The organism is Variovorax paradoxus, from assembly GCF_030811855.1.
Taxonomy (GTDB): Bacteria; Pseudomonadota; Gammaproteobacteria; order Burkholderiales; family Burkholderiaceae_C; genus Variovorax; species Variovorax paradoxus_L.
In genome coordinates, this window is record NZ_JAUSRN010000002.1 from 640199 (window position 1) to 652499 (window position 12301).

Annotated in this window: 9 protein-coding genes and 1 pseudogene; 7 read left to right on the top strand and 3 right to left on the bottom strand. The window is 67.5% G+C overall.

Annotation, left to right across the window (positions count from 1 at the left end; all coding sequences use genetic code 11):
* Positions 1 to 91: 91 nt before the first annotated feature.
* The 5 genes from J2X92_RS07840 to J2X92_RS07860 all read left to right on the top strand — a co-directional run bounded on the left by J2X92_RS07840 (position 92) and on the right by J2X92_RS07860 (position 7146).
* Positions 92 to 1102 carry an HlyD family efflux transporter periplasmic adaptor subunit gene (locus J2X92_RS07840; protein WP_307574709.1) on the top strand — a complete coding sequence of 337 codons (1011 nt, stop codon included), beginning with the start codon at positions 92 to 94 and terminating at the stop codon, positions 1100 to 1102.
* Positions 1103 to 1264: 162 nt separating this feature from the next.
* On the top strand, positions 1265 to 3064 hold the full coding sequence (locus tag J2X92_RS07845) for an ATP-binding cassette domain-containing protein (RefSeq protein ID WP_307574710.1): 1800 nt from the start codon (positions 1265 to 1267) through the stop codon (positions 3062 to 3064).
* Positions 3061 to 4197 carry an ABC transporter permease gene (locus J2X92_RS07850; protein ID WP_307574711.1) on the top strand — a complete coding sequence of 379 codons (1137 nt, stop codon included), beginning with the start codon at positions 3061 to 3063 and terminating at the stop codon, positions 4195 to 4197. The genes J2X92_RS07845 and J2X92_RS07850 overlap by 4 nt, the downstream gene beginning before the upstream one ends.
* A gap of 13 nt (positions 4198 to 4210) precedes the next feature.
* The gene (locus J2X92_RS07855; protein ID WP_307574713.1) at positions 4211 to 5329 is read left to right on the top strand and encodes an ABC transporter permease; all 1119 of its coding nucleotides are present in this window, start codon (positions 4211 to 4213) and stop codon (positions 5327 to 5329) included.
* A 281-nt stretch (positions 5330 to 5610) separates the two neighbouring features.
* Positions 5611 to 7146, top strand: coding sequence for an efflux transporter outer membrane subunit (locus J2X92_RS07860; protein WP_307574715.1), 1536 nt, complete (start codon positions 5611 to 5613; stop codon positions 7144 to 7146).
* Here J2X92_RS07860 and J2X92_RS07865 read toward each other — a convergent pair.
* Complete coding sequence (locus J2X92_RS07865) at positions 7143 to 8195, bottom strand: ROK family protein (RefSeq protein ID WP_307574716.1); 1053 nt, start codon at positions 8193 to 8195, stop codon at positions 7143 to 7145. The two genes, J2X92_RS07860 and J2X92_RS07865, sit on opposite strands and share 4 nt — an antisense overlap.
* 111 nt (positions 8196 to 8306) lie before the next feature.
* Between J2X92_RS07865 and J2X92_RS07870 the strand changes: the two genes are divergently transcribed.
* Complete coding sequence (locus J2X92_RS07870) at positions 8307 to 9863, top strand: ABC transporter permease/substrate-binding protein (protein ID WP_307574717.1); 1557 nt, start codon at positions 8307 to 8309, stop codon at positions 9861 to 9863.
* Between the two features lie 10 nt (positions 9864 to 9873).
* Here the strand turns inward: J2X92_RS07870 and J2X92_RS07875 are convergent.
* Positions 9874 to 10752 (bottom strand): annotated as a pseudogene (locus J2X92_RS07875) (LysR family transcriptional regulator); the annotation flags it as partial.
* A 73-nt stretch (positions 10753 to 10825) separates the two neighbouring features.
* Here J2X92_RS07875 and J2X92_RS07880 point away from each other — a divergent pair.
* Positions 10826 to 12067 (top strand): MFS transporter, encoded by a 1242-nt coding sequence (locus tag J2X92_RS07880; protein WP_307574718.1) that lies wholly within the window; start codon positions 10826 to 10828, stop codon positions 12065 to 12067.
* 39 nt (positions 12068 to 12106) lie between these two features.
* Here the strand turns inward: J2X92_RS07880 and J2X92_RS07885 are convergent.
* Positions 12107 to 12301 (bottom strand): aldehyde dehydrogenase family protein (locus tag J2X92_RS07885; protein ID WP_307574720.1); only part of this gene is annotated, 195 nt, incomplete at its 5' end.

Here is a 12301-nt window from a genome sequence, read left to right on the forward strand (position 1 = left end):
CCAAGGTTAATCGAAATGAAAAAATACTTCAAATTCAAATTTCAATTTGATAACATCCGGCCTAGTCCGGAAATCGGCAGGAGCCCGCCAAATGAACAAGAAACCCCTCATTGCCGCTGCCGTCGTGGTGCTGGCCGCCGCAGCGGGCGGCTGGTGGTTCTTCCATCGTTCGGCCACGCCGTCCGACCAGCTCGTGCTTTACGGCAACGTCGACGTGCGCCAGGTCTCGCTGGCCTTCAACGCCAATGACCGTGTGGCCGAACTCGCAGTGCGGGAAGGCGACCACGTTCGCGCGGGGCAGTTGCTGGGCAGGCTCGACACGCGCTCGCTCGTGCTGCGCGTGGCGCAGTCGCAGGCGCGCATCGGCGTGCAGGAGCAAGCCCTGCTGCGCCTGAAGACTGGCAGCCGACCCGAAGAACTGGCGCAGGCCGGCGCTCAAGTGGCCGCGGCGCAGGCCGATGCCGACCTTGCACAGCAGCAGCTCGCACGCCTGCAGGCCATCGGCCAGACGACGGCCGGTCGGGCCGTGAGCCAGCAGGACCTCGACAGCGCCCAAGCCCGCCGCAAGGTGGCGATGGCGCAACTGCAAAACGTACGCAAGGCTCAGCAGCTCGCCGTTTCCGGTCCGCGCAAAGAAGACATCGCGCAAGCGCAGGCCCAGCTCGAATCCGCGCGCGCCGATCTCGCGCTCATGAACCATCAGCTGCAAGAAGCCGAGCTCAGGTCGCCCATCGACGCCGTGGTGCGCGCCCGCCTGCTCGAGCCCGGTGACATGGCCTCCCCGCAGCGCCCGGCTTTCACGCTCGCAATCACCGATCCCAAGTGGGTGCGCGCCTATGTGGCCGAACCCGACCTCGGCCGCGTGCGGCCCGGCCAGGAGGCCCGCGTGACCACCGATAGCCACCCCGGCCAGCCGATCGTGGGCAAGGTGGGCTACATCTCGTCCGTGGCCGAGTTCACACCCAAGACGGTTCAGACCGAGGAACTGCGCAGCAGCCTGGTCTACGAAATCCGCGTGATGGTCGACGACAAGGAAGACCGCCTGCGGCTTGGCATGCCGGCCACCGTGCGGCTGCAGCTGCCTCCGAACGGCAAGCCGTGATGCGGATCTCATCGACCGTCGTTTGCGCATTGCTCCCTCCCCTTCCGGGGGAGGGCTGGGGTGGGGGCAAGCGGCATGTCTATCGGGCGCTCTGCCCCGCCCCCATCCCAACCTTCCCCCGGAAGGGGAAGGAGCAAGACCGCATGCTCGGAGGGACGTTGAATGCTGCGCACTGAGCCGGCCGTCAGCGGGCGCTCCCTGCACAAGCGCTTCGTGGTCAAGGCCTCGAAGCAGGTGGTGCGCGCGCTCGACGCTGTGTCGCTCGAAGTGCCGGCCGGCACGCTCACCGCGCTGGTCGGGCCCGATGGCGCGGGCAAGACCACGCTGCTGCGGCTCATGGCCGGCTTGATGCGTGCCGACGAAGGCGAACTGCGCGTGCTGGGCATCGACGTCTCTGCCGAACCGCAGGCGGTGCAGGACCGCATCAGCTACATGCCGCAGCGCTTCGGCCTCTACGACGACCTGAGCGTGCAGGAGAACCTCGACCTCTACGCCGACCTGCACGGCGTATCCGCCGGCCAACGACGCGAACGCTATGCGCGGCTGATGGAAATGACCGACCTCGGCCGCTTCACCAGCCGGCCGGCGGGCAAGCTCTCGGGCGGCATGAAGCAGAAGCTCGGCCTCGCCTGCACGCTGGTGCGATCGCCCGAGCTGCTGTTGCTCGACGAGCCCACTGTCGGCGTCGATCCGCTCTCGCGGCGCGAACTCTGGCAGATCGTGCAGCAATTGGTCGATGACGAAAAGCTTTCGGTCATCGTGAGCACCGCGTACCTCGACGAGGCCGAGCGCTGCAGCCATGTGTTCGTGCTGCAAGAAGGCCGGCTGATTGCCAAGGGCACGCCGGCGGAAATCCGAAGCCATGCGCAAGGCATGTGCTTCGTCGCCGCGCCGCCCAAGGGCGAGCCGCCGCGCCTGATGCAGGCTCGCTTGCTCGATGCGCGGCAGGACATCATCGATGCCGTGCCGCAAGGCGGCGAAGTGCACTTCATCCGCCGCCAGGGCGCGGACGACGCGGCGCTTGAAGATCTGCTGGACGGCGCGCGCGCCGAACCCGTGCCGCCGCGGCTTGAAGACGGTTTCATGATGCTGCTGCGTGCGCACCAGCCCACTGCGCCGAACGTCGCGCCGCCCGCGACGGCAGAGGGTCTTGCACCGGCCGAGGGCGAGCCCGGGGAAGTGGTCATCGAGGTGAAAGACCTGGTGCGCCGCTTTGGCGATTTCGTCGCCGTGGCGAGCACCAGCTTCTCGGTGCGGCGCGGCGAGATCTTCGGCCTGCTCGGACCCAACGGCGCCGGCAAGACAACCACGTTCCGCATGCTCTGCGGCCTCTTGCCCGCGAGCGGCGGACAGCTTCGCGTGGCCGGCGTCGACCTGCGCCATGCGCGCGCGCAAGCCCGCCAGCGCATCGGCTATGTGTCGCAGAAGTTCGCGCTCTACGGCAACCTCACGGTGCGCGAGAACCTCTCGTTCTTCGGCGGCGCCTACGGCCTGCGCGGAGACCAGCTGCGCGAACGCATGGACACGGTGCTGCGTCAGTTCGACCTCGAACGCGAACTCGATGCACCCAGCGGGCAACTGCCCGGCGGCTATCGGCAACGATTGGCGATGGCCACCGGCCTGCTTCACGAGCCCGAGATCCTGTTTCTCGACGAGCCCACCAGCGGCGCCGACCCACTGGCACGCCGCGAGTTCTGGCGCCGCATCACGGCCCTGGCCGAAGGGGGCACCACCATCGTCATCACGACCCACTTCATGGAAGAGGCCGAGTACTGCGACCGCATCGTGATCCAGGACGCGGGCAAGGTGCTGGCCATTGGCACACCGCGGGAGGTGCGCACGCAGGCGCTCGATGGCGAGGAACATGAAAAGCGCATCGACATGGAGCAGGCCTTCATCGGCATCGTCGAGAAGGCGCGGCGGGAAGAGCGCGAAAAGAAAGACGAGAAGGTGGCGGCATGAGTGGCTTTTGGACCCGCCTCATCTCCCTCACGCGCAAGGAATTTCGCCAGCTGCTGCGCGACCGCAGCAACCTGGCCATCGGCATCCTTCTGCCGATGGTGCTGATCCTGATCTTCGGCTACGGCATGTCGCTCGACGTGAAGAACGCACCCGTGGGCGTGGTGCTCGAAGACCCGTCGCCCACGGCGCACGAAGCCATTGCCGGCCTGCAGCTTTCGCCCACCATCGCGCCCGTGCTGCTGGGCTCCATGCACGATGCCGAGGCGCTGATGCGCGAACGCAAGATCGACGGCATCGTGCGCGTACCCTCCGACTTTTCGCGCGCACTGGCCGCGGGCAATGCGCGCGTGCAGCTCATCGTGCATGGCGCCGACGCGGGGCGCGCGACCATCATCCAGGCCTACGTGAGCGGCGCTCTTGCGCAAACGGCCGTGCGCCAGGCGGACCGCGGCGGCGGCGCCACCGGAGCCGACGCGCCCGCCGCGGGCCGCGTGACGGTGGAGCAGCGCATGTGGTTCAACGCCGCGAACACCAGCACCTGGTACCTGGTGCCCGGACTCATCGTGCTCATCATGACCCTGGTCGGCGCCTTTCTCACCGCCCTGGTGATGGCCCGCGAATGGGAGCGCGGCACGCTCGAGGCGCTGTTCGTGACGCCGGTGCGGCCGGTGGAAATTCTGCTGGCCAAGATCATTCCGTATTTCGCGGTCGGCATGCTGGGTTTGACGCTGTGCCTCCTGGCCGCGCGCTTCCTGTTCGCGGTGCCGATGGTCGGCTCGCTGTTCGCGGTGGTGCTCAGCTCCATGCTCTACCTCATCGTTGCGGTGAGCCTGGGCCTCGTGATTTCGTCGGTCACGCGCAACCAGTTTCTTGCGAGCCAGGTGGCGCTCATCGCCACGTTCATGCCGTCGATGATGCTGTCGGGCTTCTTGTTTGACCTGCGCAACGTGCCCGTTGCCGTGCGCGTGATCGGCCATGTGCTGCCGGCCACCTACTTCATGGACCTGATCAAGACGCTGTTCCTCGCGGGCGACGTCTGGCCCCTGATCTGGCGCAACTGCGCGGTCCTGCTCGCCTATGCGGTGGGCTTGCTGCTGCTCGCACGCGCCGTCACGCGCAAGAGCCTCGACTGAAGGACGGCACTACATGACCGACTTTCTGCTGCGCATCGCCAATCTCTGCAGGAAAGAGCTGCTCGCCATCTTCAAGGACCCGGCGAGCCGCGTGATCCTGTTCGTTCCCGCGATCATGCAAAGCCTGATCTTCGGCTACGCCGCCACCTACGATCTGTCGAACGTACCCTACGCGTTGCTCGACCAGAGCCGCACGGGCGCATCGACCGAACTGATTGCGCATCTCGACAGCACCGGCGTCTTCCACCGCGTGGCCACGCTGCGCACGCAGGCGGACATCCGCGAGGTGATCGATACCGAAAAAGCGTTGCTGGTGATCCAGATCGCACCCAACTTCGAGCAGCAGCTCAGTGCGGGCCAGCCCGCGGCCATCCAGCTGATCCTGGATGCGCGCAACTCCAACACGGCGGGTTCTGCAGCCGGCTACGTGAGTGCGGTGGTCGAGCGCTACAACGCCGAGCTGCGCGCGCGCGCCGGCGCGCCGCCAAGTCCGCTCACCATCGAGTCGCGCGCGTGGTTCAACCCGAATCTCCAGACGCGCTGGAACCTGCTACCCGGCCTCATCGCCGCGCTCAGCATGCTGCAGACACTGCTGCTCACCGCCCTCTCGGTGGCTCGGGAACGCGAGCAAGGCACCTTCGACCAACTGCTGGTCACGCCGATGTCGCCGCTCGAAATCATGATCGGTAAGGCGCTGCCGCCAGTATTGGTCGGCCTTGCGCAGTCGACGCTGATCCTGCTGGTGGCGCTGTTCTGGTTTCGCATTCCGATGGCGGGCTCGCTGGCCACGCTCTACACCGGACTGATCTTCTTCACCGTGGCCAGCGTGGGCATCGGCCTCTCGATCTCGGCGGTGTCGGCCAACATGCAGCAGGCCATGCTCTACACCTTCGTGCTGCTGATGCCGATGATGCTGCTGTCGGGCCTGACCACGCCGGTGCGCAACATGCCGCACGCGCTGCAGGTGATCACCATGGCCAATCCGCTGCGCTTTGCGATCGACCTGGTGCAGCGCGTGTACCTGGAGGGCGTGGGCCTGGCCACGGTGTGGCACAACCTGATTCCGCTGTCGATCATCGCCGTCGTCACGCTGCCGCTGGCGGCCTGGCTGTTTCGCCATCGCCTGGTGTAGGGCCTGTGAACGCTATGGAAGGGGTCGCGAAGCTCGCCACAGCCCGCCCATCGAGGCGCGTGACGCCGTGCGTGCATGCGCACGCACAAGGAGCGCAACGCCGAGGGGCGGGCTGTGGCGAGCTTCCCTGCGGGTTGCTTCGCCAAGGGGCCGTCTGCGGCGTTGCCCGCGCTTGCAAGGCCAAAGCCTTGCTGCGCCCGGGCGCCTTGCATCCAGCCCCTTGGCGAAGCAACGCGATCCCCTTCCATAGCGTTCACAGGCCCTAAACCCGGGAGCTCCGCATGTCTGCATCACGCACCCTCTTCTTCTCCTGTTCAGTTCTCGCGCTTCTTCTTGCAGGTTGCGCCATGGGTCCCGACCATCGGCCGACGGAGCCTCAGGCACCTGCCGACTGGTCTGCATGGCACGGCGGCTCGCCCGCGCTGCTCGGCACCGAGCGTACAGCAGCGCCAACGGCCGTTGCATCCGGCGATTGGAGGGCCTTCAACGATCCGCTGCTCGATCGCATGCAGGCACGCGCGCTCGCGGCCAACCACGATCTGCAGACTGCTGCCCTCCGCTTCGCGCAAAGCCGCGCCCAGCGCACCGCAGCGGCGGCGCAGCAGGCACCGCAGCTCAATGCCAGTGGCAGCGTCAACCGGCAGCGCCAGAGCGAAACCGGCGCCGCCACCCGGATGATCGATGCGCTCGGCTCTTCGGTGTCCAACCGCGACCAGCTGATCCGCACCCTGAGTGAACCTTACAACCTCTACCAGGCGGGATTCGATGCGTCATGGGAAATCGACCTGTGGGGCCGCGTGCGGCGAAGCATCGAGGCCGCTGATGCGGACGCCGGCGCATCGGCCGCCCTGTTGCAGCAGGCCCAGCTCAGCGTGCAGGCCGAGGTGGCGCGCAATTACTTCGAGCTGCGCGGTGTGCAGCGCGAACTGCGGCTGGCGCGCGCCGACATTTCGGCGGCGGCCGAGTCGCTCGAGCTGGTGCAGGCGCGCGCCGACGGCGGCCTGGTCACCGACCTGGACCCGACACGCCAGCGCACGCAGCTGGCCGAGCTGCGCGCACGCATTCCGATGCTGTTGCAGCAGGAGGCCCGGGCCATGAACCAGATCACGCTGCTGACCGGTGCGCCGCCTGGCACGCTGAACGCCGAGCTCGCGCCGCCTGCCAACGGCACGGGCGATACGCTCGAAACACTGCAAGCGCCGCCGCTGCCCGACCTTGCACTGGGCCTGCCTTCCGACGTGGCGCGACGGCGCCCTGACATTGCCGCGGCGGAAGCGCAGCTGCATGCCGCGACGGCGCGCATCGGCGTGGCCGTGGCGGACCTCTACCCGCGCGTCACACTCGGCGCGGGCTTCGGCTCCGAATCTGCCGGCAGCGAGCGCTTTGGCGAATGGGGCAGCCGGCAATGGCACATCGGCCCTTCCATCAGCCTGCCGATCTTCGACAACGGCCGGCGCCGCAGCACGGTAACCCTGCGCGAGCTGCAGCAGCAGGAAGCCGCGGTGGCTTTCCAGCAGACGGTGCTCAAGGCGTGGCACGAGATCGACTCCGCGCTGAGCGCCTACACCGCCGAGCGCCAGCGCCATGCGGAGCTGGTCGAGCGCGAGCGCAACAGCCGCGACGCACTCACGCTGGCGCATGCGCGCTATGCGAACGGGCTCACTGATTTCGGCGTCGAGCTCGACGCCCGCCGCGCACTATTGCAAGCCCGGCGCGACCGGGTTCAAAGCACGAGCCGCATGGCGGTTGGCATGGTGGCCGTCTACAAGGCGCTCGGCGGCGCCATGCCGTCCGCCGCCGCAGCGGCACCGGATTAGAAGGTATTGGTGAAGCTCGCGTTGCCAAGGCCGGTGCCGATGGTCAGCACGCCCCAATGGGAAACATCGCGCATGAACGGGAGCTCGCTCAGCCCCTGCACCACCGCGTCGTTGTGCATCAGGATCAGCGTGGGGCCGGAGCCGATCATTGGCATGCGGCGCCACAGCGCGCTGGGCAGGTGGAACGCGCGGCTTTCCCAGTCGCCGGGCAGGTTCTGCGTGCCGCGCTCGATCGAGCCGTCCTTGCGAATGAGCCCCGGGCACGCAATGCCGATGAAGGGTGCGAGACGGATGTCTTTGCGCTCACAGTAGCGGACCATGTCCTCCAGCATGAGCGCGATGCGCTCGACCATGTCGGTGCGGTTCGGGCTGTCGTCCGCATGGCGCCACTTCTCGCGCCGCACCACCTTGGCCAGCGACAGGTCCCGCGCCTTTCGCCGGCGTGTCTTCACGATGCCGCATCGCACGTTGGTGCCGCCGATGTCCACGGCCAGGATGGCGTCGTGCTTCTTCAGCATGGCCGGCGGCGTGAGGTGCACCCAGCCGATGAGGCCGCCATCATCGACCTCGTGCGACAGGCGCCCGAGCTGAACGTGCACGCCCATGTCCTCGAGGATGGCGCCGGTTTGCAAAATGGCGCGCTCGCCCACGTCGCTTTCGGTGAAGCCGCCGCCCACCACGATGCGCTCCACCTTCTTCCATGAGGGCTGGCGCGTGAAGCGTTGGATCACCAAGGCCAGTTCTTCGGCGAATTCCTCGATGGCGGCGTGCATCAGGTCGCCGGCATCCGAGGGCTTCTGCAGCACGCGGTCGAGCTGCTTCTTGGTGAGATCGCGCGAGTGTTCCTTGCCCAGCGGATCGGTGCCGGTCTTGCGGCGACGCTTGCGCCAGCGCTCGAGCAACTCCCTGAAGGCGGTCTGGCTGGCCTGGTCGCCCACGAAGCCGTCCTTGTCCCGTAGCTGCAGGCTGTAGCCCTCCACCCTGAGGCCCGGAAGTTCGCGCAGGCCGTGAACGTCAGGGCCGGGCAGGACTCGGGTTTTCTTTTTCATGGGGGCCATGATGGATGCGAAGGCATCTACAAGGCATCGGTAGCCCGCACCAGGGTTTGTAGGAGATTGGCGGGTGCGCCGAACGGGGCGATGTCTATACACTGGCCTCCGATGTGCCTGCCCCACCGCCGCATCCTGCGCGCCGCCCTGTTGTTGTTCGCTCTTGCCTGGCTCGGTGCCGCTGCGTCGGCGCAGCCCGGCGAGGGCACGCTGCGGGTCGGCTCCAAGCGCTTCACCGAGTCGTACATCCTGGCCGAGCTGCTGGCACAGACGGCGGCGCCGCACACCGCATCGCCACCTGTGGTGCGGCAGGGGCTGGGCAACACGGCCATCGTGTATGAAGCGCTGCGTTCGGGCGCCATCGACCTGTATGCCGAATACACCGGCACCATCGCACTCGAAATCCTCAAGGGCTCGCCGGCTGAAACGCGCGAGGCCATGAATGCGGCGTTGGCACCGCTGGGTTTGGGCGTGGCGATTCCGTTGGGATTCAACGACGGCTATGCGCTGGCCGTGCGGGCGGCAGATGCCGAGCGGCTAGGCCTGCGCACGCTGAGCGACCTTGCAAAACACCCCGAACTCAAGCTGGGCCTCTCGAACGAGTTCATCGGCCGCGCCGATGGCTGGAAGGGTCTGGCCGCGCGCTACGGCTTCACGCAGGCGCCGACCGGCCTCGACCACGGCCTGGCCTACGAAGCGGTGGCCGCCAAGCAGATTGACGCGATCGACATCTACACCACCGACGCCAAGATCGATCACCTCGGCCTGCGCGTATTGGAAGACGACAAGAAATACTTTCCGCGCTATGACGCGGTGGTGCTCTACAAGCTCGACCTGCCGTCGCGGCTGCCCAAGGCCTGGGCCGCGCTGCAGACGCTCGAAGGCCGTATCGACGAGCGCGCGATGATCGCAATGAATGCGCGCGCCGAGCTGCAGAGCGTGCCCTTCGACGCGATTGCGCGCGACTTCCTTGCCAGCACGGGCAAGAACGGCAAGGCCCAACCCCAGGAATCCAGGCGCGGCTTCACCGCCAAGCTGTTCGGGCCGGACCTCTGGCAGCTCACGCGGCAGCACCTGGTGCTGGTGGCCGTATCCGTGGGCGTTGCAATCCTGATCGGCGTGCCGCTCGCCATCCTGGTGTTTCCGCATCTGCGGCTGCGCGCGGTGGTGCTCGGTGTTGCGAGCATCCTGCAGACCATACCGTCGCTGGCATTGCTCGCGGTGCTCATCTCCCTGCTCGGCGCCATCGGCGCGCTGCCCGCATTGATTGCGCTCACGCTCTATTCGCTGCTGCCGATCATGCGCAACACGGTGACCGGCCTGGCCGAAGTGCCGAACGGCCTGCGCATGGCGGGCACCGCGCTGGGCATGACGCCGCCGCAGAGCCTTCGGCTGGTGCTGCTGCCGCTCGCGCTGCCCACGCTGCTGGCGGGCGTTCGAACAGCCACGGCCATTGCCATTGGCACCGCAACCATTGCCGCCTTCATCGGCGCGGGCGGATTCGGCGAACGCATCGTCACGGGGCTGGCGCTCAACGACCGCGAGCTGCTCGTGGCGGGCGCGCTGCCGGCCGCGGCGCTGGCGCTGCTGAGCGAGGGGATCTTCGAGCTCGTGGAGATGCTGATGCGCCGCCGGCGCCGGACGCCGCCGTCTTCGCTTCCGCCATGAGGCATTCGCGCAGCAGCGTGGCGCCCGCGCCCAGTGTCTTGTCGGCACGGTGGCAAAAGTACGAGGGCTGCTCCGTTCCACCGCCCGGGCCGATGCGGCTCACCGGCAATTGCACCAGCGTTCCCGCGGCCAGGTCGTTCGCCACCAGCCACGCCGGCATCTTTCCCCATCCGAGGCCCGCGCGCAGCAATTCGAGCTTGATGTACATGTCGGTCACGCGCCAGGTCGAAGGCGAGAGCACGTCGATGTCGTAGCCCTGGCTCAGCGTGCTGGGGTCTTCCACCACGATCTGCACGTGCTCTGCCGCGGCGGCATCCAGGTCCTTGGCGCCGCGCTGCCCTGCGTGGACCGCCAGCGCATGCGAAGACGCGGCGACGGCCACCGTATGAAGCTGCATCAGGAATTCGCGGCTGATTTTTTCGTCCGCATGGCCGAATGCCGCGATGGCGAGATTGCACCGTCCTGAATTCAGCGCATCGATGGTGCCGCCCATGGAGCTGTATTCCACGCGGATGGCGATGCTCGGGTACACCGCGTACATGCCGCGCAGGGCATTGGCCACCAGGGCCGGCGGAAAGAGCGTGTCCACCGCCAGCGCCAGGCCGAGCTCGATGCCCTGTCCGACCCCTTGCGCGCGCGAGCGCAAGGCCTCGACCTTCGACAGGATGCCCCGGACGTCGCCGAGCAGCGCCTTGCCCGTGGCCGTGAGCACCGGCTTGTGGCCGGAACGATCGAAGAGCCGCACCTGGAGTTGCTCTTCGAGATTGGCGATGGCATGGCTCACGGCCGACTGCACCCGGTGAAGCCGGGCAGCGCCGGCGCGAAAGCTCCCGGCGTCCGCCACGGCGGCGAACATCTGCATCTGACTCAGCGTGAGGATGTCCAACATGATCTGAATAATCGATTGAGTTGGCCGATATTATTCGCTTTCATTGATACGGCATTCACTTCAAAGTGGCGGCATGCACAAGCAATTCGAAATGCCCGGCGCACCGCCCGCCACCGTACCCCGCTCGCCTTCTTCAACCCACTGGCCCGGCGTCGCCCTGGTCGTGGCCGCCGGTGTGGTGGCGTCCCTTCAGGTCGGCAAGGTCGCCATCGCAGTGCCGCAGTTGCGCACCGACTTCGGCCTCGATCTCTCGATGGTCGGATGGCTCATGGCGGTGTTCTCGCTGCTGGGCGTGCTGGGCGCCGTGCCCGTCGGCGCGTGGGTCGCGCGCGCCGGCGACAGGCGTCTGGTACTCGTCGGCCTGCTGGCCATTGCCGTCGGCAGCACGGCGGGCGCGCTGGCAGGCAGCGTTGCAGTGCTGCTGGCGGGCCGCGTCATCGAAGGCCTGGGTTTCGTGCTGATCACCATTGCCGGCCCCTCGGTGCTGCAGCGCATGGTCGCACCCGGCGGCAAGGACCTCGCCTTCGCAATCTGGAGCTGCTTCATGCCGGCGGGAATTGCGATTGCGCTCTTCAGCGGCGCACTGCAGGGCGGCTGGCGCGGCTTCTGGCTCGGCAATGCCGCGCTCGCGGCCGTGCTCGCGGTGCTGTTGCTGATCGGCGTTTCACGCGGCAGCAGCGACCGCGAGGCGCCAGTGTCGTGGCGCGGCATGGTGCGCGACGCGGTCCTCACCCTCCGAACCGGCGCGCCGGCGCTGATTGCAGCGTCTTTCGTGATCTACAGCCTGCAGTTTTTTGCGCTCTTCAGTTTTCTGCCGGTGCTGCTGATCGAGCGCATGGGCGTGAGCACAGCCACAGCCGGATCGCTGAGTGCCGTGGCCTGCTGCATCAATGTGGCGGGCAACCTTGTGGCCGGCGTCCTGTTGAAGCGCGGCGCCGCGCGCTGGCTGCTGGCAGCGTCTGCCAGCGCGTTGATGGGCCTCTCCGCCATCGGCATCTTCCTGCCGGTGCTCGGCGCGATGCCGGCCTTTGCGCTGTGCCTGGCCTTCTCCGCCGCGGGCGGCCTGCTTCCCGCCACGCTGATCGGTACGTCCGCCATCGTGGCGCCGAGCGCGCGGCTGGCGCCAATGTCGATGGGCCTGCTCATGCTGGGGAGCAACCTGGGCCAGATGGTCGGCCCCGTGGTCGTGGGCGGCGCGGTGGATTCGCTGGGCTGGTCCGCGGCGGCCGCCATCGTTGCGGTGGCGGGCGTGATCGGCGTGCTGCTTGCGCTCGGGCTGCGGCGCTCGCTGGCACGCGGCGGCCACGCCCGATAAGGCGAATGGCCGGGCGCACCGCGCCCGGCCTGGAAAGCCTCAAGCCAACGTATACGCCGTCTTCACCGTGGTGAAGAACTCCTGCGCGTACTTGCCCTGCTCGCGCGGCCCGTAGCTCGAACCCTTGCGCCCGCCGAACGGCACGTGGTAGTCCACCCCCGCCGTGGGCAGGTTCACCATCACCATGCCCGCCTGGCTGTGGCGCTTGAAGTGCGTGGCGTGCTTCAGGCTGGT